Here is a 22,300-nt window from a genome sequence, read left to right on the forward strand (position 1 = left end):
TGCTCAGCTGGTGCTGGCGGCTGGCTTGTCGGCGGGTTTCGCTGCGGCGGTCGTGGCCGATTTGGTGGCGGCTTTCTTGGCGACGGTTTTTTTCGCGGCCTTTTTTACCGTTTTCTTTGTCGCTTTCTTGACGGTTTTTTTCGCGGCCTTCTTCGCCGGGGCCTTGGCGGCCGCCTTCTTGGCCACCTTTTTCGCCGGCGCCTTCTTGGCGGCCTTCTTGCCAAAACCCTTGCGCATCGGCTTGCCGGTTTCCTCCATCAGCTGGATCACCTCCTCCAGCGTCAGCGAGGCCGGCTCGCGGTCCTTGGGGATCTTGCCGTTGAGCTTGCCGTCACTCAGGTACGGGCCGTAGCGGCCGTTGAGCACCTGGATCTCGCTGCCCTCGAACTCCTTGATGATCCGGTTGCGCGCGATCTCTTCCTTCTCCTCGATCAGGAACACCGCGCGCGCCAGGTCGACCTTGTACGGGTCGTCTTCCTTCTTCAGCGATGCGTAGACCGCGCCGCGCTTGGCGAACGGCCCGAAGCGGCCGATGCCGACGCTGACGTCCTCGCCCTTGTCCTGGCCCAGGTGGCGCGGCATCAGGAACAGCTCCAGCGCATCCTCCAGGCTGATGGTGTGCATGCTCTGGCCGGGCCGCAGCGAGGCGAACTTGGGTTTGTCCTCGGCGTCCTCGGCGGTGCTGCCGATGGCGGCGTAGGGCCCGTAGCGGCCCAGTCGCACACTGACCGGCTTCCCGGTCTTGGGATCGGTGCCCAGCTCCCGCGCGCCGGTGGCCTGGCTGCGGTCGACCGACTCCATCTTGTCGTCGACCATTTCCTTGAACGGGGTCCAGAAGCGTTCCATCAACGGAATCCAGTCCTCCTCGCCGCGCGACACCGCATCCAGCTCGTCCTCGAGCTTGGCGGTGAAGTCATAGTCCACGTACTGGCTGAAATGGCCGGAGAGGAAATTGCTGACCGCGCGGCCGACGTCGGTAGGCCGGAAGCGGCGGCTCTCCAGCTCGACATACTGGCGGAACAGCAGGGTCGCGATGATCGATGCATAGGTCGAGGGCCGGCCGATGCCGTATTCCTCCAGGGTCTTCACCAGCGAGGCTTCCGAGAAGCGCGGCGGCGGCTCGGTGAAGTGCTGGTTGGCATTGACCTGCTGCAGCGGGATGCGGTCGCCGGTCTTCATCGGCGGCAGCTTGCGGCCCTCGTCGTCGGCATCCTCGGCCTTGGTGTCCTTGCCCTCCTCATAGACGGCCAGGAAGCCCGGGTCGATCACGGTGGTGCCCGACACCCGGAAGCTGTGCTCGCCGCCCGCGGCCAGGTCGACCGAGACGGTGTTGAGCGTGGCCGGGACCATCTGGCTGGCGACGGCGCGTTTCCAGATCAGTTCGTACAGGCGGCGCGCGTCGTCTTCCAGGAAGCTGGCCATCTGCGCGGGCGTGCGCAGCGCGGAGGTCGGGCGCACCGCCTCATGGGCTTCCTGCGCGTTCTTGGCCTTGGATTTGTAGGTCACCGGCTGGTCGGGCACCGCGCCGATGCCGTAGTCGCGGGCGATCACGTCGCGGATCTCGGCGACCGCATCCTGCGACAGGGCGACCGAGTCGGTACGCATGTAGCTGATCAGGCCGACCGTGCCTTCCTCGCCACCCAGGGCGACGCCCTCGTAGAGCTTCTGCGCGACCTGCATGGTGCGCTTGGTGGTGAAGCCGAGCTTGCGCGCGGCTTCCTGCTGCAGGGTCGAGGTCGTGAAGGGAGCGGCCGGGCGGCGCTTGCGCTCCTTGCTGACCACGTCGGTGACCTGCAGCGCGCCACCGGCGGCGCCGACGATGCGCTGGCGGGCGGCCTCGGCGGTATCGCCGTCGGTGATCGTGAACTGCTCGAACTTCTTGCCGTCCAGCTTGATCAGCCGGGCGTTGAAGGCCTGCGAGGGGTGCAGGCAGTCGGCCACGATCGACCAGTACTCGCGCGCCTTGAACGCCTCGATCTCTTCCTCGCGCTCGACGATCATGCGCAGCGCCGGCGACTGCACCCGGCCGGCGGACAGGCCGCGCTGGACCTTGCGCCACAGCACCGGGGACAGATTGAAGCCGACCAGGTAATCCAGCGCGCGGCGCGCCTGCTGCGCATCGACCAGGTCGCTGGCGATGTCGCGCGGATTGGCCATCGCCTCGTTGATCGCCCGCGGGGTGATCTCGGTGAACACCACCCGCTTCAGCGGCTTGCCCTCCAGCAGGCCGCGCTCGCGCAGGATCTCGGCGATATGCCAGCTGATCGCCTCACCCTCGCGATCCGGATCGGTTGCCAGGAACACGGCCTCGGCCTTCCTGGCTTCCTTGGCGATGGCCTCGACGTGCTTCTGGTTCTTCTCGATCAGGTCGTAGCGCATCGCGAAGTTGGCCTCGGGATCGACCGCGCCTTCCTTCGGGATCAGGTCACGCACGTGACCGTAGGAGGCCAGGACCATGAAGTCCTTGCCGAGGTACTTGTTGATCGTCTTGGCCTTGGCGGGCGATTCGACGATGAGGAGGTTCTTGGCCATCGCGGCAGAGCCTGTAGTGGGGGCGGGTGCGCGCCGTGGAGGCTGCGCGGGAGTAAGCACAAGCAAGCAGACGCCCGCGGCGGGAGCACGGACGTCGAAATGACCTTGCCAGTGGAATCACGCCGCGGGCGCTGCTGTCAAGCCTTGTCCGCGGCAAACGGCCGGAGCAGGTCCGGTCGTGGCGCGCACAGTATTAATGGTCACGCCGCTCAATGCACGGGGTCGGGCTCTTCCTCGAACATCTGGGTTTCCATCCAGGCATACGCCGCCTCGCTTCCGGGCTGGTTGAACAGCACCATCAGGACCACCCATTTCAGGTCATCCAGGTCGATGTCGTGCTGGTCCAGCGCCATTGACCGGTCGATCACCAGCTCGCGCTGGCCCGCGTCGAGCACGCCGTGCTGCTCCAGGAACAGCAGGAAGCCGCGGCAGTCGGTGTCCAACCGGTCCAGCTCGGGCCCCGCGTAGACACGCGTGGGCCGATCGGCGCGCACGGGACTGGGCGCCGGCCGCTGTCGCGCCAGTGCATCCAGCCACTCAAAGGCCTTGTTGATCTCGGCAGCGCTGAAGCCTGCCTGGCCGAGTTCCTCGAACAACGGCCCGCTTTGCAGGTTTTCACGGTCGCGGACGAGGTCCGCATCTTCAGTGAAGTAGTGCTCGAACAGGTACAGCAGGACATCCAGAATGCTTTCTTTCATTTCCCCTCGGCCTGCGCCGCAGGCGGCGCGGTGGGTCAGGAGTTGCTTGGGACCGTCGAACCGTCACGCGACGGATCATCGATGGCGATGGAAGCGGCCGTGTTGCGCGACCACTCGACCCTCCAGCTCCAGCGGCAGCAGCATGGATGACAGGCGTGCAGGCGTCAATCCGGTGCGCTGAACGAGTTGATCCATATCGGTAGGGTCGTGACCGAGGGCCTGCCACAAAATGTGGTGGTCACCGTCGTTTTGGCTAGGTGGTGCGGGGTGGGCGGATTCGCGGCGGGAGGCCGGCGGCGGTGACGGGTCGGGCGGGAGTTGCGTGTCGCGCGAAGGGGCCGACTCCCCTGAACTGGGGGTGGCCAGGCGCTTGCGCAAGTGGCTGGCCTGCGCGCTGATGGCGGGGGCCAGCAGGTCGGCGACATCCGACGGGCTCTCGATCAGGCAGGCGCCGTCGCGGATCAGCCGATGACAGCCGCGCGCCAGCGGGTTGTGGATCGAGCCGGGCACGGCCATCACCTCGCGCCCGCACTCTGCCGACAGGCGCGCGGTGATCAACGCACCGGAGCGGTAGGCCGCCTCGATCACCAGCGTGCCCAGGCACAGGCCGGCGAGGATCCGGTTGCGGCTGGGGAAATGCTCGCGGCGCGCGCCGGTGCCCGGAAGGTGCTCGCTGACCACCGCGCCCCCCGTGGCGATGCGCGCATGCAGCGCGGTGTTCGCCCGCGGGTAGGGAACGTCCGGACCGGTGCCGAGCACGGCCACGGTGTCGCCACCGGCGGCCAGGGTCGACTCGTGGACGGCCGTATCGATGCCGGCGGCCAGCCCACTGGCGATCATCAGGCCCTGGCGGGCGAGTACCCGGGCGAACTCGCGGGCGTTGTCCGCGCCGCCCGGCGTCGGCGAGCGGCTGCCGACGATGGCAACGGCGGGCAGCCACAGCAGGGTGGGATCGCCGGCCACGAACAGGGCCAGGGGCGGGTTCTGCGCGTGCCGCAGCAATGGCGGGTAGTCCGGATCGTCCCAGCCGATCAGGTGGTGATCGGGCGCGGCCAGCCAGTCCAGCGCGCGCTCCACCGCGTCGCCGGGCGGCATCTGCAGCTGCGCCACCTGCCGGGCCTGCAGCCCGATCGCCCGCCACAGCGAGGGCCCGGCGGCCAGTGCGCTCTCCGGCGATGTCCGGGTCAGCAGGTTGCGGCGCGGCGCGGCCGGCCCGGTGCAGTCCAGCAGCCGGAGCAGGGCGTGGTTGCGCGCACCATCGTTGCGGTCGACCGGCGTAGAAGGGGCAGTAGCGGCATCGGAAGCAGCGAAATCGTCCATCCCGCGAGCATCGGACAGAAACGACGACGGCACCCTCGGGTGCCGTCGCTGATCACGGTAGGAAATTCCCTACCGCGCGGGTCGGTGCTGCCGGATCAATACGGCGCGTCGGGGTGCTTGAGCTCGTGCCCGACCTGGATCGGACGGATGCCCTCCATCACCAGTGCGTAGCTGACCTTGTCGAAGGTCCGGAACACCATCAGGTGGCCGGCGAACTCGTCCGGCAGGCGCACGCGATTGGCACGCCCGAAGCTGTCCTCGCTGCGATCCCAGCCGCTGCCGGTGCTCATGCGGTCGACCACCTCGCTGCCCACGCGCCAGCCGGAGAACACGGTGCCGTTGTCCACGCCGTCACGGGCGCCGACCGACAGGGCGACCACGTCGCGGGGCCCACCGGTGCGCAGCATGTCCGCCACCGCCAACACGCGCGCACGGCCGTAATCGAACTGCTGGCGCGGCGGGTGCGGGAAGAACTGCAGGTCATACGGCTGCGCCGCGACCGGGATCAGGCGATCGCCGATGCGCACTTCGCGGCCGCTGTCGTCCAGCACCATGGTGGTGGCTTCGATGCCGCCCACTTCGCCGCGGGTGACCGTGCCGGTCGCCTGCTGCATCAGCTCGTAGCCGAGGATTTCCGATCCGTGGTCGGGCACGACCACGTTGGTCCAGTGGCGCTCGAAATCAATCGTGCGCCGGCCGCGGTTGTCCAGGTCGGCGGCATCGAAGATGTCGCAGCACATGGTCCGGTCCAGGCGGGCGTAGCGCTGGGTCGGACGCACCACCGCATAGCGCTGGCCGGCGACGGCGCCCGGCAGGCCCTTGATGTAGACGACCTGGCCCTTGGCGCTGCGCAGGCGGTCCTCTTCCAGGCCGACCACGTGCGGCAGGCTGTCGATTTCGTCGACGACCCGCAGGTCCTTCAGGAACGGCTCGATCTGCGACAGCGGCACGCCGGTAACCGGAGCCAGCTGGCGCGGGCCGGGCTGGGCGGTGACGCGGTTCAGGTACGCCAGCGACAATACGTCGCCGGGATAGATGAGGTGCGGATTTTCCACCTGCGGATTGGCCTGCCAGATTTCCGGCCACAGCCAGGGTTTCTGGAGGAAGGTTCCGGCGATGTCCCACAAGGTGTCACCCTTCTTGACCACATAGGTGTCGGGGTGATCCCCGCGCAACCCGGCAGCCATGGCAAAGGTGGCAATTGTCAGCAACGCAGCGGTAGCGACCGTGCGGATCGGCTTCAACATAATAGGTATACCTGATTCCCCATGCAGGTGCGCCCGGGCGTCATAAAGCGACGCGGGCGGCTCACTATATCCCAGATGAATGGCGTCATTGCAAGCGAAAGCACCGCCACGGCCGCGTTATAATGACCCGGTATCTTGTGGATGTGATCCACGCCCCCATTTATAGAGCCATGGCCCAGTTACCGATCCTCGAATTTCCCGATCCGCGCCTGCGCACCGTCGCGACCGACGTCGATCCGTCGCAGATCGGTTCGCCGGCATTCCAGCGCCTGCTCGATGACATGTTCGAAACCATGTACGACGCACCCGGCATCGGTTTGGCGGCGAGCCAGGTGGACGTGCACCAGCGCTTCATGGTGATCGATGTGTCGGAGGAGAACGACACGCCGATGGTGTTCATCAACCCGCAGATCCTCGCCAGTGAAGGCGAAGAGGTGCACGAGGAGGGTTGCCTGTCGGTGCCCGGGATCTTTGCCGAGGTGACCCGCGCCGAGCGGATCACGGTCAAGGCGCTGGACCGCGAGGGCGAGTCCTTCGAACTGGACTGCGACGGCCTGCTGGCGGTCTGCGTCCAGCACGAGATGGACCATCTGCTGGGCAGGCTGTTCGTGGACTACCTGTCCCCGCTCAAGCGCGAGATGGTGCGCAAGAAGCTGGCCAAGGCGCGCCGCAACGCCGCCTGAGTCCCCGGCCGGCTGTCCAGGCCGGGGTCCGGGCATGCGCGGTCGCAGGCACCCCGGCTGTAAGATGGCCCGATGAGAATCGTCTTTGCCGGCACCCCGGATTTCGCCGTGCCCAGCCTGCGCGCAGCGGCCAACCGCAACGAAGTTGTCGCCGTCTACACCCAGCCCGACCGGCCTGCCGGCCGCGGCCGTGGGCTGGCGCCCTCCCCGGTGAAGCGGGTGGCGCAGGATTTGGGTATTCCGGTCTACCAGCCGGAGAACTTCCGCAGCGCCGCCGCGCGTGACGAACTGGCTGCATTGGCGCCGGATCTTCTGGTGGTCGTGGCCTACGGCCTGATCCTGCCGCAGTCCGTGCTGGATATCCCCGCCGAGGGCTGCTGGAACGTGCACGCCTCGCTGCTGCCGCGCTGGCGCGGTGCGGCGCCGATCCAGCGCGCCATCCAGGCGGCCGACACCCGCACCGGCGTGTGCCTGATGCGCATGGAGAAGGGCCTCGACACCGGTCCGGTGCTGCTGTCGCAGACCATCGACATCCGCGCCGATGAAACCGGCGGCCAGTTGCACGACCGGCTGGCGGAGCTGGGCGCACAGGTGTTGGCTGACGGCCTGGGCCTGCTGCGTGGCGGGTTGCGTCCGCAAGCGCAGCCGCAGCCCGATAGCGGCGTCACCTACGCGCACAAGCTCGACAAGGCCGAGGCCAAGCTCGACTGGAATCGCCCGGCAATCGAGCTGGCCAACAAGGTGCGCGCGTTCAATCCGTGGCCGATGGCGGAGGCGGTGATCGGCGGCGAGCGCCTGCGCCTGCACGCCGCGGTCGCCGTGCCGCGAGAGCACGACGCGGAGCCGGGCACCATCCTCGCCGCGGGTCGCGACGGCATCGACGTGGCGTGCGGCGAAGGCAGCCTGCGCGTGCGCGTGCTGCAGCGCGACGGCGGCAAGGCGATCACCGCGGCCGACTATCTCAACGGGCGCCGCGACCTGGTCATCGGCGGTTGATGCGTCCATGACCGTCACCCCGGGCAGCCAGCCGCGCATTGCCGCCACCCGCGTGCTGGACGCCGTCCTGCATCACGGACGCTCGCTGAAGGCCGAGCTGGCGGGCGCGCAGCAGGAACTGGAAGACCCGCGCGACCGCGCGCTGGTGGAGGCAATCTGCCTGGCCGTCCTGCGCCAGCCGGCGCGGTTTGACGCGGCGTTGGCGGCGTGGATGCCGCGGCCGCTGGCGCGTCGAGATCGCGAGCTGCGGGCGCTGCTGCTGGTCGGTTTCGCCCAGCTCGACCCGATGGGACTGCCGGCGCACGCGGCGGTCGCGGCGACGGTGGAGGCGGCGCGCGGCCTCGGCCGCGACCACCAGGCCGGGTTGGTCAACGCCCTGTTGCGCCGCGCCCTGCGCGAAAGCCTGCCTGCTTCGGAATCCCACGCGCACTGGCCGGCCTGGCTGCGCACGCGCATCGAGGCCGACTGGCCTACAGACGCCGCGGCGATCCTGGCCGCCAGCGAGCAGGCGCCGCCGATGTGGCTGCGGGTCAATCGCCAACAGGGCGCTCGCGATGCGTATCGCGACGAGCTGGCCGCAGCGGGAATCGAAGGCGCCGTGGTGGAAGGGCTGGACGATGCCCTGCGCCTCGACGCGCCAGTGCCCGTCGCCGGCTTGCCCGGCTTTGCCGAAGGCCGGGTGTCGGTGCAGGACGGCGCCGCGCAGCGCGTGATCGACGCGATGCCAGTGCGGGGCCGGATGCGGGTGCTGGACGCCTGCGCCGCGCCCGGTGGCAAGGCCGCCCATCTGCTGGAACGTGAACCGAGCATCGAACTGACTGCGCTGGACATCGACCGGCGCCGCCTGCGCCATGTCCAGGCGACGCTTGAGCGCCGCCTGAAGCTGGGCGCGGATGCCACGCTGCTGGCGGCCGACGCCACCGATCTGGCGGCGTGGTGGGACGGCGTACCCTTTGATGCCATCGTGCTCGACGCGCCGTGCTCGGCGACCGGCATCATCCGCCGCCAGCCCGACGTGCTGCTGCACCGGCGCGAGTCCGACATCGACCATCTGGTCGCGCTACAGGGCCGACTGCTGGACGCGTTGTGGCAAACCGTGGCGCCGGGTGGAGCTCTGGTCTACACGACCTGCTCGATCCTGCGCGACGAGAACGACCGCCAGATCGCCGCCTTCCTTGCCCGCACCACCGATGCGCGCGCCGAACCGCTGGACGAAAGCTTCGGCCGCTCGCCGGTCAGCGAAGCCCATGGCCGGCAACGCCTGCCCGGCGAGGACGGCATGGACGGGTTTTTCTACGCGCGCCTGCGCAAGGCGCCGGCTTTAATCGGCGGCGAGTAGCTCGCGGTACACCGCCTCGGTGCGGTCGACGAAGCGATCGATGCCGAATTCCTCCAGCGCATGGGCGCGCGCCGCCTCGCCCATGGCCGGCAAGGTGGCCCGCTGCTCGAGCAGCCTCTGGATTGCGGCGGCGATCCCCGCCACATCGCGCACCGGCGTGACCCAGCCATCCACGCCCGGGCGGATATTTTCCGGCAGGCCGGCGTAGTCACTCACCAGCACCGGCTTGCCCATCGCCATCATCTCCCGGCAGGCGAAGGAGATCGTCTCCACGTCCCAGGACAGCACAAAGCCGGCGTCGATCGCGGCGATCATCGGCCGGACATCGTCCAGCAGGCCGGCGAAATGCACCTGCCCACGCAGCCCCAGCGCGTCGACCCGCGCCATCGAGACGGCCGATGGCGGGCGACCGGCCAGCAGCACGCGCACCTGTTCGCGCTGTGCCGCCGGCAGCAGCGCGATGGCCTCCACCAGGTCCATCCAGCCCTTGTAGTCGGCGGTGCCGGCGTTGCTGCCCAGCACCAGCGCGGGTGAATCGGGAAAGCGTGCGTCGCGTTCCGCGCGCGCGCGGTCGGCCGGCCATGGCGAGTAGAAGTCGGTATCGATGCCGTTGTGCACGGTCGCCAGGCGGCAGCGGGCGTAGGCGGTGTCGGCAAGGGCGCGGCGGGTGTAGTCGCTGACCGCAATCAGCTGGTCGGTGCGGCGCGCGCGCCACCAGTGACCGAGGCCCTGCATCGGCTTGGAATTGTGCTTGGTCAGCACCAGGCGGGGTGGTCCGGGCAACCCGCGCATCGCGGCCAGTACCAGCCGATGGTCGGCCGAACCATTGACGTGGATGAGGTCGTATCCCTGCTCGCGCAGGTGCGCTGCCAGCGCCTTGCGGGCGCGGCGGATCGCCCCCAGGCGGCGCAGGCCGTTCGGGAAGGGCTGGGCCAGCGTGGCTACCCCGGGCAGTGCGCCGGCCTCGCGCAGCAGGCGGCTGCCGGGCGGGGCGGCGACGCAGACGAAGACCCCGTGGCGCGCCGCAAGTCCCTTGGCCAGCGACGCCAGGTAGGTCGTGTGACCGCCGCCGTCGCCGTCATGGAAGTTGGTCAGCAGGAGCTTCATTGGACCGGGGCGGGCACCGGTTTCTCGGCCTTGCGTCCGCCGAGGCGCGATCCGACGATGGCCAGCGCCTGCTCCGCCCGCCGCCACCACGGCGCGTCGCCGCGCAGCGCGATGGACGCGTAGCGTCGGGTCTCGGGCCAGGAAGGAGCGGGCTTGGTGCGGAACTCCAGCTTGGCCAGTTCGGGCGCCCACGCGCCGATCGCGGCGGTCCGCGCGTAGTGGTCGATCAGGACGCGGCAGTCCAGCCGGTTGCGGTAGGCATGGCCGGGACCGCGGTTGGCCCACCAGCCGTTGTTGCCGTGGATGCGGTAGTGCACCTCGGCGGTGGGCAGGTAGAGCTTGCGCGCACCCAGGACGCTGGCGCCGTAGACCAGGCAGTTGTCGGCCGAAAGTTTCCAGCGCTCGACGAAGCGCTCGGGCAGGTCGAGCGATCGCTGTGCCCAGGTCTTGCGCATCGACAGCGCGGACGTGGGCGCTCCGTACCAGCAGCCGGTGACCGCCGTGCTGATGGCGGTGTAGCCGAAGTCCACCGGCGCCGTGCCGTAGCCGATCACGCGGCTTTCCTGGTCGAACACCTGCATGTCGGAGATGACGAAGTCGGCCTCGCCCGACGCGTAGGCCTCGGCCAGCTTGTGCAGGTAGCCCGGGCTCCAGTGGTCATCGGAATCGAGGAAACAGACGATCTCGCCGCGGGCACGGCGCAGTCCGGCCAGGAAGGCCGAGAGCTGGCCGCCATTGTCCTGGCAGACCAGGCTTACCCGCGGATCCTCGCCGTAGCGCTCGCGCAGCAACTGCGCCGATCCGTCGCTGGAGCCGTCATCGACCACGATCACCTCGCAGGGAGGATGCGTCTGCGCCAATGCGCCATCCACGGCGGCGGTGACGTAGTCGCGGTAGTTGTAACTGGTGATGACGACGGAGAAGCGGGTCTGGGAGGGCATGCACTAAGCCCGGTGAGGCCGGGCACTTGTTCAGGGACGCCCTTTGTAGCAACTCCGGGCGATGCATTTCTGCAAAGGTTCTCGCCAGCGCCGGTAAACCGCGCCGGATTGCAGGGCGCCGACCCGGTCAATCCTGCGACCCGCGCCACGCCTGGAACATCAGCACGCCCCACAGGTGGGTGTGCCATTTGCGCTGGCCGGCGAGGAATTCGCGCCAGATTGCGCGGATCGGAGCGGGGTGGAAGTGTCCTTCCTCGCGCAGGCGGCGCTCGTCGAGCTGGGCCTCGGCCCAGTCGCGCAGCGGCCCGCGCAGCCAGTCACCAACCGGTGCGCCGAAGCCGGATTTGGGACGGTAGACCAGGTCATTGGGCAGGTAGCGCGTGAGCAGACGCTTGGGCAGGTGCTTGAGCTCGCCGTCGTGCCACTTCATCGACAGCGGCAGGGACCAGGCAAACTCGGCGACGCGCCAGTCCAGCAGCGGCGCGCGGGTTTCCAGCGCGACCGCCATGCTGGCGCGGTCAACCTTGGTCAGGATGTCCTCGGCCAGGTAGCAGGTGAAATCCAGTTGCATCAGCGCGTCCGCGCCGGTGCCGACGCCGGGCATCGCGGCGGGATCGTCGTAGGCGGTGAGCAGGCGGCGCGCGCCGATCACCACGTCCTCCGACCTCCGCCAGCGGGTTACCCGCTGCCGCGCCAGCCCCTGCAGGTCGCCGGCGGCGAGTTCGGCACGCAGTGCCGCCAGTCCGCCAAGACGCGCACGTTCGCCGGGATCGCCGGCTAGCCGGGCCAGCAGGCGACGCGGCAGGCGGGACAGGCGCTGCTCGTTGCGCAGCGCGCGCGCGTAACGGCCGTAGCCGAAGAACAGCTCATCGCCGCCGTCGCCGGACAGCGCTACCGTCACGTGCTCGCGCGCCAGCCGGCAGAGCAGCGCGGTCGGCACCTGCGAGGAGTCGGCGAAGGGCTCGTCGAAGATCGTTGGCAACTGCGGGACCAGCTCCAGCGCGGCGGCGCCGTCGACGTGGAGCGGCGTGTGGTCGGTGCCCAGATGTCGGGCGACGGCGGCTGCGTAGCGGCTCTCGTCGTGGACGGCGTTGTCGAAACCGATCGAGAAGCTGCGCACCGGCCGGCTGGACTGCGCCTGCATCAGCGCGGTGACCAGCGAGGAGTCGGTGCCGCCGGACAGGAACGCGCCCAGCGGGACGTCGGCCTCCATGCGCAGTGCGGTCGCGTCGCGCAGCAGCGCATCCAGCTCGGCCAGCGCCGCGGTCTCGTCGCCGGCGAAGCCGCGCTCGATCGCAGCGCGCTGGCGGTCGCGGCTGCTCCACCAGCTGATGGGTCCGTTGATCGGGTCGAAGCTTCTGTTGCCGGCGCGCATCGTGCCCGCATCGATGCGCAGCACGCGGCCGGCGGCGAGCTTGTGCACGCCGCGCAGGATCGCGTGCGGCGCGGGGATGTAGTCGAGCCGCAGCAGCAGGGCCAGCGCGTCCGGATCGACTTCGCCCGACAGCGCCGGATGCGCGCGCAGCGCCGCCAGTTCGCTGCCGAACACGAAGCTGCCGTCATCGGCCCAGCCGTAGTACAGCGGCTTCTTGCCGACCCGGTCGCGGGCCAGCCACAGCACTTTTTCGTGGCGGTCCCACGCGGCCAGCGCGAGCATGCCGTTGCCGCGCTCCAGCGCCGCCTGCACCCCCCACTGGGCGATGGCGGCGAGCAGCACCTCGGTATCGGAGTGGCCGCGGAAGCGCTGGCCCAGCGCGGCGAGCTCGGCGCGCAGCTCGCGGTGGTTGTAGATCTCGCCGTTGAAGGCGATTACCCAGCGGCTGTCGGCCGATACCATCGGCTGATGGCCTTCCGGGCTCAGGTCGACGATCGCCAGGCGGCGGTGCGAGAGCACCAGGCCGGAGGCGGGATCGCTCCAGACGCCGGCATCGTCCGGGCCGCGATGGGCGATGGCGGTGCCCATGCGGGTGCCCAGCGCCGCCAGTTCCTCGGCACTGTCACGCGGGGTGGGCGTCCAGGCGCCGGCGATGCCGCACATGGCGCGCCCTCAGCCTTCCGCGCGCGGCGGGTGGGTGGCGCGGGGCGTCAGGTCGTCAGCGACGGCGCGCGTCGCGGCAACGTCGGAGGCGGCCGCAGAGTTCGACGCAATGGAGGAAGCCGGCACACGTCCGTCGCCCTCTTCAACGGGATCCGCGACCGCCTGGCCGTTTTGCAGCAGCCACAACATGATGGTCTTCTGGCGGACATAGTTGGCACGCACGTAGGCGTAGACCAGCCCGTGCCAGCCGTCGAGGAACCCCGCGCGCAGGAGGTAGCCGCGCCAGAACCGCCACGCCGGCGACAGCACCAGCTTGGCCAGCGAGGCGCGCTTGCCGCGGGCGAATTCGTGCTCGGCCATCATCCGCGCGTAGCGCTGGGTCTTGGCCAGCTGCTGCTCCAGCGAGCGATAGGGGTAGTGGATCAGGTCGCCGGCGAGCGTCAGGACCGGGCCATCGACGCTGGCGGCCTCGTGGATCTCGCGCTTGCCCCGCCAGCCGCCACGCCGGCGATCGAACAGGCGCAGGATCCGGTCCGGGTAGGCGTTCCCGTGGCGCAGGAAGCGGCCGAAATAGTTGTCCAGGCGGGCGAAGCGGTAACCGGCCGCGCCGTCAAAGCCGCCGTCGCGCGCCGCCAGGATCGACCCGCGCAGGGCGTCGCCGACCCGCTCGTCCGCGTCCACGCACAGCACCCAATCGTGCCGCGCCTGCTCCACGGCGAAGGCCTTCTGGCTGCGGAACCCGGTGAACGGCCGCTGCAGCACGCGCGCGCCGAACGACCCGGCGATCCGCACCGTCGCGTCGGTCGACTGCGAGTCCACCACCACGATCTCGTCGCAGAACGCCAGCGATGCCAGGCAGTCGCCGATGCGGGCGGCCTCGTTGAACGTGATAATGCAGGCCGATATCGCTGGCATCGCGGATGCTGGACGGGTAGGTGACGGAGCCGGGGAAGCGTTGATGGCGGAATACCTGTTGTTCGCGACCGAGCGCTACGCGCTGCCCATCCTGCAGCCGCTGGCGCGCGCGCTGCAAGCCGGCGGCCATGGCGTGAGTGCGTGGCTGGTCGACGGCGCGGCGGGGGCCGAATTGCCGGCGCCGGTGCGCATGGTAGACGACGTCCGCGCCGCGGTGGCGCTGCGTCCGCGCGCGGTGTTCAGTGCGGCCAACTGGGTGCCGCCGTTTGTGGCCGGGGCGAAGGTGCAGCTGTTCCACGGCTTCAACGTGGAAAAACGCGATGCCGCGCGCGGCCACTTCCGGGTGCGCGGCCTGTTCGACCTGTATTGCACGCAGGGTCCGGCGACGACGGCGCCGTTCCGCGAGCTGGCCGCATCCGCTGGCCACTTCAAGGTGGTTGAGACCGGCTGGCCCAAGCTCGATCCGTTGTTCGGCGAACCCGACCCGCTGGCGCGGCAGCTGCGCCAGGCGGCCGGTGGACGGCCGGTGGTGATGTTCGCCTCCACCTTTACCGAGCGGCTGAGCGCGGCGCCGCACCTGCTGGCCGCGATCAGCGCCGAGATCGCGGGCGGCGAGCGCTACTGGATCCTGACCCTGCACCCCAAGTGCGCGCCGGACCTGTTCGAGCGCTACCGCTCCCTGGTCGGGCCGAACGCCTGTTTCGTGGATACCGAGCAGCTGGTCAGCGCCCAGCGGGCGGCCGACGTGCTGGTCGCCGACACCACCTCGGTGGTCAGCGAGTTCGTGGTCCAGCGCAAACCGGTGGTGACCTTCCGCAACCGCGCGCCCAAGCCGCACATGATCGACTTCGACGATCCCGCCGCGCTGCCGGCAATGCTCGCGCGCGCCTTCGACCCGGCCCTGGCGCCGCTGGCGGCGATCGCAGCGTACGCCGATGCGATCCATCCGTACCGCGACGGGCAGTCCTCGCAACGCGTCATCGCCGCCACCGAGGCGTTGCTGGCCGGTGAGCTGGGTCCGCTGGGGCGCAAGCCGCTGGGCGCGCTCACCCGCGGCCTGCAGATCCGCCGGCAGCTGGGTTACTGGGGACGCAGCGCGCGCTGATTGGTGCCCGGATACGGGCCGGAGCAGAGCGCGACCGTCCGCGGTCTACGCGGGCGCCCCGATCACCAGCGCAGCGGCCGCCGCGCGAGTTCCGACGACAACCGCCGGTACACCGCGTCGGCCGAGGCATGGGGCAGGTAGCGGATGCACAACTGGGGCGAGCGGGCGCCGGCGCCGGCCGTGTCCAGCCACAGCGTGGCGGTGTCGAAGTGCCGGTCCAGCGGCGAGCGGGTCAGGCGCAGCGCTTGTAACTTGTCGACCTCGGCGAAGCGCCAGTAGCGCTGCCACCAGCCCTCGCGGACCGCAACCAGCTCCTCGCCCAGTGTCCAGCCGGCGCGGCGCGCCTCGGCATGCGCCTGCACCGCCGCCCACGGCAGCCAGGCCAGTGCCAGCAGGCCCCACGCGCCAAAGCGGACGGACAGCGCTACGGTCACCAGCACGATCCACGGCAGCGTCGACAGCATCCGTCGCCACCAGCCACGCATCGGCACGGACTGCCAGTCCAGCGCGTGCCAGCGCGCCTGCGGCAGCAATTCCTCGATCAGCCGGTCGCAGTCCTCGCGCGGGGCGATTGGCGCCAGTTCGTGCAGGGTCCGGGCCTGGCCTTCCTGCTGGCTGGCGGCCGTGTCGACCTCCAGGGTGCGCTGCTTCAGCCACCGCTGCAGCAGGCCTTCGGTCAGCGTCCAGGCCTGGATCCGTCGCCGCGACGCACTGGTGCGCCACCGGGTCAGCAGTCCGCGCTCGACCGTCAGGCGGCGGCCGTCGCGACTGAGCACGAAACCGTAGTACTGCAGCACCGCGAGCAGCAGCGACAGCAGGCGCACGACCACCAGGGCCGCGGCCAGCAGAGCCAGCCCACCGGCCAGCCACTGCCACAGCGGCAGGTCATTGCTGCCGTACCAGGCCTCCCAGCTGCCGCCGAGGCGCTCGAACAGGTTCGACCAGAGCCGGCCGCCGGTCTGCGAGAACGCGGCCACGCCGGCGCCGACCAGGATCATGCCGCGGTTGGACACCACGCCCAGCCGCAGCAGGTCGATGGCGCCCATGCGCAGCAGGGGCTCGGGTGCGGTCGTCACTGCGGCGTGGGTGGCCCGGTCCGGGGCAACGCCATCGTCCGCTACCGGCATCGCCGGACCCGGCGCCCTCGTGGACGCAGGGCCCGCCCGTCCGCGCCGCCGCACCAACGTCTCCAGCTCCAGCGCGTCGGCCAGCGTCAACACGCGCATCGTCGCCTCCGGCTTGCTGCCGCCGGCCGATTCCAGGCGCACCTCGGCCACGCCGAACACGCGGTGCAGCAGCGATTGCTCAACGGCAACGTTGTGGATCCGCGAGAACGGGATCACCCGCAGGCTCCGCTCCAGCAGCCCGCTGCGCACCACCAGCGCATCCTCCGCGACCGCATAGCGGTAGGTGAAGTACTGCCAGAGCGAGCCGATCGCCAGCACGCCCACGCCGATCAGCGGCCACAGCCCGCCCTCGTCGCGGCGGCCAAAAAGAAACAGCGCGATCAGCGGGACGATGAACTGCTTGAGCTGCGCCACCAGCACGAACAGCCACGACATCGGATGCAGCCGGTGTTCGGGCTCGGCCGGTGCCGCGGCCTCAGTCGTCATGGTCGAGATCGATCTGCCGGCCGAGGCGATCGCGCAGGAATTCGGCGTCGTCCACGTCGATGTTGGGCACCACGACCGAACTGTTGCGGGTGCCCGCGGTGTGCACGACCAGCGTCGCCAGGCTCCGACGCCGCTGCAGCGGTCCGCGCTTGAGGTCCAGATGCTGGACGCGGGTGATCGGCACCCGCGTCTCGCGCAGCCACATGCGCCCGCGGCGCAGCGCCAGTCCCTCCGGGTCGAGCCGCCAGTAGGTGTGGCGAAACTGCTTGTGGCCGAGCAGCCAGCCCAGTCCGCCGCCAACCACCAGGCCGACCACGGCAAACGCGATGAACATCCGCAGCGCGTTGGCAGCGCTCGAATCCAGCAGCATCGTGCCCGGCACGGCCAAGGCTGCGCCCGCCACCGCGCCGGTCAGCGCCAGCCACGGCGTGGTGCCCAACAGGAACAGGGCACGCGCGCGCTGCGGCAGCGGCTGCCACGCAGGCTCATCGACAGCCGTCGTGGACGCGGTTTCGGGAAACGGTGGAACCATGCAGACAGTCCTTGGTGCGCGACGAACGCGGCGTGCTCAGTAGCACTGTGGCCGATAGGGGTTGTCCTCGCCGCTGCCGGGCGGGCGCAGCGAGTAACGCTTGTAGGTCCACTGGTACTGCGAGGGATCGCGCCGGGCGATGCGCTCGACCGCCGCGTTGAGGGCGGTCACCGCGACGGTCGGGTCCGGATCGGCCACCCCGTCAGGCGCTGCCTCGATGTGCACGGCAAACCCGGGTCCGGCCGGGTGGCTGTCGATGCGCTCGCAGTAGGCCATCAGCACGGTGGCGCCGCTGCGCGCGGCCAACCGGCCGAGCAGGCTCATGGTGAGCGCCTGGGTGCCGAAGAACTCACCGAACGCGCCATCGCCCTGCTTGGGCTGCTGGTCGGGCAGGATGCCGAGCACGCCGCCGGCGGCCAGACGCTTGAACAACTGGCGCACGCCTGCGGCCTCGGCGCGGATCTGGGTGACGCGCGGCGGCTGGCCGGTATCGCCGCTGTCATCGGCGCGCACCCGCTTGAGGAACTCCTCGCCGACCCGGGACTCTGGCGGCGCGTACAGGATCGCCAGCGGGGTACGCAGCGCCAGCCACTGGTTCAGCAGCTCCCAGTTGCCGTAGTGCGGGGCGGCGATGATCACCCCGCGGCCGGCGGCGATTGCCGCGTCCAGTAAAGCGGTGCCGTGCTCCTCGCGGATCAGGGCCATGTTTTCCGCATGCGGCCGGGTCCACAGCCGCAGTGTCTCCATCAGCTGGCGCGCGGTGGTGCGCAGCACTTCCTGCCGCAGCTCCTCGCGTTGCGCGGGATGCATGTCCGGGTAGGCGATCGCCAGGTTGCAGGCGGTGACCCGGCTCTCGCGGCTGGACGGCCGCAACACCACCTTGGCGAGCACGTCCGCGATCCCGTACAGGCCGCGCCATGGCAGGCGCGCCACCAGCGCGGCAAAGACATACAGGACGTGGGCGAGAAGGCGGCTCATCGCTGTCAGTGTAGCCGCCAGATGGCGCCGATTCCGCGCGCAGGCCGAGCATCGCGCGCGACCGTGGCGCCGCGCACGATGCTCGGCTACCGTGCGGCGATGCTTGCCCTTATCCAACGTGTCAGCCACGCCAGCGTGCGCGTCGACGATGAGCTTCTGGGCGGCATCGGTCCCGGCCTGCTGGCGCTGGTCGGCATCGAGCCGGCCGACGGCGAAGCGCAGGTCGAGCGCATGGCGCAGCGCCTGCTCGGCTACCGGGTCTTTGCCGATGCGCAGGGGCGGATGAACCTGGGTCTGGCCGACAGTGGCGGGCAGTTGCTGCTGGTCAGCCAGTTCACCCTGGTCGCCGACACCGCCAGCGGCATGCGTCCGGGCTTCAGCACGGCCGCGCCACCTGAACAGGCTGAACCGCTATTCAACCAATTGCTCGATTCCTGCAGGCGATTGCTGCCGGCAGGGGTGGAAACCGGGCGCTTTGGTGCCCATATGGTAGTGAGCCTGGCCAATGATGGTCCGGTCACCTTCCTTCTGCGGGCCTGAGGCCGCAGAGGCCGTACCGCCGGATGTGCCAAGCAGAATGGCGCAGCGGTGGTATAATACAAGGTTCCCCAGCCCCACATAATATGGTAGCGCAGCCGCATGGCAAACGAGAGTCCGGCTCCCAAGTCCGATATCAAAACGCTGATCAGTAAGGGCCTGGAGCAAGGCTACCTGACCTACGCGGAAGTCAACGATCACCTGCCGGCCGACATGGTCGAGGCGGAGCAGATCGAGGACGTCATCGCCCTGATCAATGGCATGGGCATCGAAGTGCACGAAGTCGCACCCGATGCCGACACCCTGTCGATCGGCGACACCAGCTCCAGCGGGCGCGAGGTCGATGAGACCACCGCCGAGGAAGCTGCTGCCGCCCTGACCGGCCTGGATGCCGAGGGTGGCCGCACGACCGACCCGGTGCGCATGTACATGCGCGAGATGGGCACGGTCGACCTGCTGACCCGCGAAGGCGAGATCGAGATCGCCAAGCGCATCGAGGACGGCCTCAACCAGGTCCAGGCCTCCATCGCGCTGTTCCCCAGCACCATCCAGCTGATCCTGGAAGACTACGAGCTGCACAAGGCCGGCAAGAAGCGCCTGGCCGAGCTGCTGGTCGGCTTCCTTGACCAGCTCGAGGACCCGACCGTGGCGCCGCCACCGGCCGAGGCGATGTCGGTCGTTCCCGAACCCGTCAAGGACGAGGACGAAGTCGACGAGGACGCGGAGGACGAGGACGACGCGGAAGTCGTCGACGAGGGGCCGACCGGTCCCGACCCGGCCGAGGTGACCGCCCGCTTCGAGCACCTCAGCGACCTCTACACGCAGTTCGAGAAGGCCTACGCCAAGCACGGCCCCAGCCACAAGTCGGTGGTCAAGCTGCGCGAGGAAATGGCCGAGGTGTTCGTCACCCTCAAGCTGCCGCTGCCGCTGACCGACGTGCTGGTGCAGAACATGCGCAGCACGCAGGCCGAGTTGCGCCGCCAGGAGCGCCGCATCCTCGAGCTGGCGACCCGCGTCGCGAAAATGCCGCGCAAGGATTTCATCCGCTCCTGGGACGGCAACCAGACCAACCTGGAGTGGGTCGATGACCTGCTCAAGCGCAAGCAGAAGTGGGCCTCCGGCCTGCGCGAGGTGAAGGACCAGATCATCGCCGAGCAGGAGGCAACCATCGCCACCGAGACCGCGATGCGGATCACCCTGGCCGACCTGCGCGAGATCAGCCGCACCATGGCCTACGGCGAGACCCGCGCGCGCAAGGCCAAGCGCGAGATGATCGAGGCCAACCTGCGCCTGGTGATCTCGATCGCCAAGAAATACACCAACCGCGGCCTGCAGTTCCTGGACCTGATCCAGGAAGGCAACATCGGCCTGATGAAGGCGGTCGACAAGTTCGAGCATCGCCGCGGCTTCAAGTTCTCGACCTACGCCACGTGGTGGATCCGCCAGGCGATCACCCGCTCGATCGCCGACCAGGCGCGCACCATCCGCATCCCGGTGCACATGATCGAGACGATCAACAAGCTCAACCGCATCTCGCGCCAGATGCTGCAGCAGTACGGCCGTGAAGCCACGCCCGAAGAGCTTGCCAAGGAAATGGAGATGCCCGAGGACAAGGTCCGCAAGGTGATGAAGATCGCCAAGGAACCGATCTCCATGGAAACCCCGATCGGCGACGACGAGGACTCCCACCTGGGCGATTTCATCGAGGACACCAACGTGGAGTCCCCGGTGGATGCGACGGTCAACATCAACCTGATGGAAACCGTGCGCGACGTGCTGGCCGGGCTGACCCCGCGCGAGGCCAAGGTGCTGCGCATGCGCTTCGGCATCGACATGAACACCGACCACACCCTTGAGGAAGTCGGCAAGCAGTTCGACGTCACCCGCGAGCGGATCCGCCAGATAGAGGCCAAGGCGCTGCGAAAGCTGCGTCACCCGAGCCGCTCGGAACAACTGCGCAGCTTCCTCGAGATCGAGTAAGCCGCACCCGGCAACCTCGCACGTACCAAAGCGCCACGGCGCACCGGAGCCCCGCCACGAGCGGGGCTTCGCCGTATCCGGCAGGCTATAATCGGCGGCCGCGACGCGGGCCTATAGCTCAATGGTTAGAGCAGAGGACTCATAATCCTTTGGTTCCAGGTTCGAGTCCTGGTGGGCCCACCATCGGCTGCTTTTCATCCCGGGGATCGGCGAGTAAATCTTCACAATGCATCCACGGCTTCCGGCGCAAGACTGGTTCCGGTTTCCCCCGCCGAAGGAGCACTGAAATGTCTCTGCCCAAACAACATCTGGTGATGGCGCGTACGCTCGTTGTGGCGATAATCGCCACCGTCGGACTTGCCGGCTGCGCGACCTATGCTGACGAGTTTGCAGGAATCAACTCCCGCCTCGATCAACTCGATACAAGGGTGCAGAGCGCGGCTCAGAGCGCCGAATCCGCCAATCAGTCCGCGCAGCAGGCCAATCAGCGACTGGATCAGATGGAATCCCGCGTCCAGCAATTGGAAACGGCGCCGCGCCGCGTGCCGCGCGGTTAATCCTGGTACCGGCCTATCCGTACCCGCAACCACGCCGTGAGGGGCGCGCTTTATGGCGCGCTGGTGCTGGCGCTGACATTGGCCAGCTTCGGTGCAGCCGGTGCCCAGCGTGTCGTCGCGCATCCGGCCGCCGTCGCCGACCAGCTTCCGCGAGGCCAGGACGCGTCCCGAGCCCTGATCGAGCTCGCGGGCTGGATCGTCGCCTCCCAGGACAGCCACGGCTATCCGTTTGCGGTCATGGACAAGGCCGCGGCGCAGATCTTCGTGTTCGGCGGCGACGGCCGACTCCGCGGCGCGGCACCCGGGCTCTTCGGCTCGGCGGTCGGCGATCACACGGCCCCCGCCATCGCCGGGCTCGCGCTGCGCGAGATTCCAGGCCGGGACCGCACGACGCCTGCAGGTCGCTTCGTGGGCGGTTTTGGTCCGTCCATCGATGCCGGGCGCGTGCTGTGGGTGGACTACGATTCGGCGGTCTCCATCCACCCGACGGCCACAGGCGTTCCCGCCGAGAGGCGCGTGGAACGGCTTGCGTCACCGTCGCCGGACGACAACCGCGTCACGCATGGCTGCATCAACGTGTCGCCCGACTTCTACGAGGGAATCATCCGGCCGACGTTTGAGGGCGGCGGGGTGTTCTACATCCTGCCGGATTCGCTGCCTATCGTGGAGGTCTTCCCGGAGTTCGCGCAGAGCGGCGCGAATTCGCAACGCAAGGCCCGTCCATGACCTGATCAAGCTCATGGCGCGCGTCGGCTACAGTGCGCACATCAGCCCAGCCGAAGCATCGTGATGCCGTCAGACAAAGCCACCACCTCCAGCCAGATCCTCGACCGGGTCGTCGCGCAGGCGCGCCGCGACGCCGAGCAGCGGGACAAGGGTTATCGCGAGCGGGCGTTGAAGATGTACCCGTGGATCTGCGGGCGCTGCGCGCGCGAATTCACCCGCGCCAACCTGCGCGAACTCACCGTGCACCATCGCAACCACGACCACGACTTCAATCCACCCGACGGCAGCAACTGGGAGCTGTTGTGCGTGTACTGCCACGACAATGAGCACTCGCGCCATGTCGACTACACCGGTGGCAGCGCGCTGGATGCCGAAGAACGGCCGGCCGCGGCGACGGGTAATCCGTTTGCCAATCTCAAGTCGCTGCTGAAAAAGGAATGAGCGTGGCGGAGGCGG

At 69.1% G+C, this 22,300-nt stretch carries 19 protein-coding genes, 1 tRNA gene and 1 pseudogene; 10 read left to right on the top strand and 11 right to left on the bottom strand.

The annotated features are described in order from the left end of the window. Positions 1-3 precede the first annotated feature (3 nt). From INQ41_RS01060 to INQ41_RS01075, 4 genes are all read right to left on the bottom strand, one after another. Positions 4-2,532: a DNA topoisomerase I gene (locus INQ41_RS01060; protein WP_193985474.1), complete on the bottom strand. Its 2,529-nt coding sequence runs from the start codon at positions 2,530-2,532 to the stop codon at positions 4-6. Positions 2,533-2,741: 209 nt separating this feature from the next. Continuing rightward, positions 2,742-3,230 carry a DUF494 family protein gene (locus INQ41_RS01065; protein ID WP_193985476.1) on the bottom strand — a complete coding sequence of 163 codons (489 nt, stop codon included), beginning with the start codon at positions 3,228-3,230 and terminating at the stop codon, positions 2,742-2,744. A gap of 75 nt (positions 3,231-3,305) precedes the next feature. Then, positions 3,306-4,550, bottom strand: coding sequence for a DNA-processing protein DprA (gene dprA, locus INQ41_RS01070; RefSeq protein WP_193985478.1), 1,245 nt, complete (start codon positions 4,548-4,550; stop codon positions 3,306-3,308). Positions 4,551-4,645: 95 nt separating this feature from the next. Further along, positions 4,646-5,797: a LysM peptidoglycan-binding domain-containing protein gene (locus tag INQ41_RS01075; RefSeq protein ID WP_193985480.1), complete on the bottom strand. Its 1,152-nt coding sequence runs from the start codon at positions 5,795-5,797 to the stop codon at positions 4,646-4,648. Positions 5,798-5,967: 170 nt separating this feature from the next. Here INQ41_RS01075 and def point away from each other — a divergent pair, with 170 nt between their 5' ends. The 3 genes from def to rsmB all read left to right on the top strand — a co-directional run bounded on the left by def (position 5,968) and on the right by rsmB (position 8,815). Then, a complete protein-coding gene (def, locus tag INQ41_RS01080) occupies positions 5,968-6,480 on the top strand; it encodes a peptide deformylase (RefSeq protein WP_193985481.1) in 513 nt (170 codons plus the stop codon). A 72-nt stretch (positions 6,481-6,552) separates the two neighbouring features. After that, positions 6,553-7,476, top strand: a complete 924-nt coding sequence (gene fmt / locus INQ41_RS01085; protein ID WP_193985483.1) for a methionyl-tRNA formyltransferase — start codon at positions 6,553-6,555, stop codon at positions 7,474-7,476. Between the two features lie 7 nt (positions 7,477-7,483). After that, positions 7,484-8,815, top strand: coding sequence for a 16S rRNA (cytosine(967)-C(5))-methyltransferase RsmB (gene rsmB, locus INQ41_RS01090; RefSeq protein WP_193985485.1), 1,332 nt, complete (start codon positions 7,484-7,486; stop codon positions 8,813-8,815). On the opposite strand, the gene INQ41_RS01095 is transcribed toward rsmB, so the two are convergent. The 4 genes and pseudogenes from INQ41_RS01095 to INQ41_RS01110 all read right to left on the bottom strand — a co-directional run. Next, on the bottom strand, positions 8,798-9,922 hold the full coding sequence (locus INQ41_RS01095; protein WP_193985487.1) for a glycosyltransferase family 4 protein: 1,125 nt from the start codon (positions 9,920-9,922) through the stop codon (positions 8,798-8,800). The genes rsmB and INQ41_RS01095 overlap by 18 nt on opposite strands. Further along, complete coding sequence (locus INQ41_RS01100; protein WP_193985489.1) at positions 9,919-10,863, bottom strand: glycosyltransferase family 2 protein; 945 nt, start codon at positions 10,861-10,863, stop codon at positions 9,919-9,921. Before INQ41_RS01100 ends, INQ41_RS01095 begins: the two co-directional genes overlap by 4 nt. 127 nt (positions 10,864-10,990) lie before the next feature. Beyond that, a complete protein-coding gene (gene asnB / locus INQ41_RS01105; RefSeq protein ID WP_193985491.1) occupies positions 10,991-12,901 on the bottom strand; it encodes an asparagine synthase (glutamine-hydrolyzing) in 1,911 nt (636 codons plus the stop codon). Positions 12,902-12,991: 90 nt separating this feature from the next. After that, positions 12,992-13,816: pseudogene (locus INQ41_RS01110) on the bottom strand (glycosyltransferase family 2 protein); the annotation flags it as partial. A gap of 43 nt (positions 13,817-13,859) precedes the next feature. Between INQ41_RS01110 and INQ41_RS01115 the strand changes: the two are divergent. Then, positions 13,860-14,921, top strand: coding sequence for a CDP-glycerol glycerophosphotransferase family protein (locus tag INQ41_RS01115; RefSeq protein ID WP_193985495.1), 1,062 nt, complete (start codon positions 13,860-13,862; stop codon positions 14,919-14,921). A gap of 62 nt (positions 14,922-14,983) precedes the next feature. Here INQ41_RS01115 and INQ41_RS01120 read toward each other — a convergent pair whose 3' ends face one another. From INQ41_RS01120 to INQ41_RS01130, 3 genes are read right to left on the bottom strand one after another with little or no spacing between them, the layout of a single operon-like run. Further along, on the bottom strand, positions 14,984-16,534 hold the full coding sequence (locus tag INQ41_RS01120; protein WP_193985497.1) for a PH domain-containing protein: 1,551 nt from the start codon (positions 16,532-16,534) through the stop codon (positions 14,984-14,986). After that, positions 16,524-17,066, bottom strand: a complete 543-nt coding sequence (locus tag INQ41_RS01125) for a PH domain-containing protein (RefSeq protein WP_228076652.1) — start codon at positions 17,064-17,066, stop codon at positions 16,524-16,526. The genes INQ41_RS01120 and INQ41_RS01125 overlap by 11 nt, the downstream gene beginning before the upstream one ends. A 36-nt stretch (positions 17,067-17,102) precedes the next feature. Beyond that, a complete protein-coding gene (locus INQ41_RS01130) occupies positions 17,103-18,044 on the bottom strand; it encodes a lauroyl acyltransferase (protein WP_193985499.1) in 942 nt (313 codons plus the stop codon). Between the two features lie 99 nt (positions 18,045-18,143). On the opposite strand from INQ41_RS01130, the gene dtd reads away from it, so the two are divergent. The 6 genes from dtd to INQ41_RS01160 all read left to right on the top strand — a co-directional run bounded on the left by dtd (position 18,144) and on the right by INQ41_RS01160 (position 22,285). Then, positions 18,144-18,584 carry a D-aminoacyl-tRNA deacylase gene (gene dtd, locus INQ41_RS01135; RefSeq protein ID WP_193987136.1) on the top strand — a complete coding sequence of 147 codons (441 nt, stop codon included), beginning with the start codon at positions 18,144-18,146 and terminating at the stop codon, positions 18,582-18,584. Positions 18,585-18,683: 99 nt separating this feature from the next. Next, positions 18,684-20,561, top strand: coding sequence for an RNA polymerase sigma factor RpoD (gene rpoD / locus INQ41_RS01140; RefSeq protein ID WP_193985500.1), 1,878 nt, complete (start codon positions 18,684-18,686; stop codon positions 20,559-20,561). 107 nt (positions 20,562-20,668) lie between these two features. Further along, positions 20,669-20,744, top strand: a tRNA-Ile gene (locus tag INQ41_RS01145). A 104-nt stretch (positions 20,745-20,848) separates the two neighbouring features. Next, positions 20,849-21,118, top strand: a complete 270-nt coding sequence (locus INQ41_RS01150; protein ID WP_193985502.1) for a hypothetical protein — start codon at positions 20,849-20,851, stop codon at positions 21,116-21,118. A gap of 66 nt (positions 21,119-21,184) precedes the next feature. Beyond that, positions 21,185-21,844: a hypothetical protein gene (locus INQ41_RS01155; RefSeq protein ID WP_407074257.1), complete on the top strand. Its 660-nt coding sequence runs from the start codon at positions 21,185-21,187 to the stop codon at positions 21,842-21,844. A gap of 63 nt (positions 21,845-21,907) precedes the next feature. After that, the gene (locus tag INQ41_RS01160; RefSeq protein WP_193985504.1) at positions 21,908-22,285 is read left to right on the top strand and encodes a YajD family HNH nuclease; all 378 of its coding nucleotides are present in this window, start codon (positions 21,908-21,910) and stop codon (positions 22,283-22,285) included. The last annotated feature ends 15 nt before the right edge of the window (positions 22,286-22,300 follow it).

Source organism: Lysobacter ciconiae, from assembly GCF_015209725.1.
GTDB lineage: Bacteria > Pseudomonadota > Gammaproteobacteria > Xanthomonadales > Xanthomonadaceae > Novilysobacter > Novilysobacter ciconiae.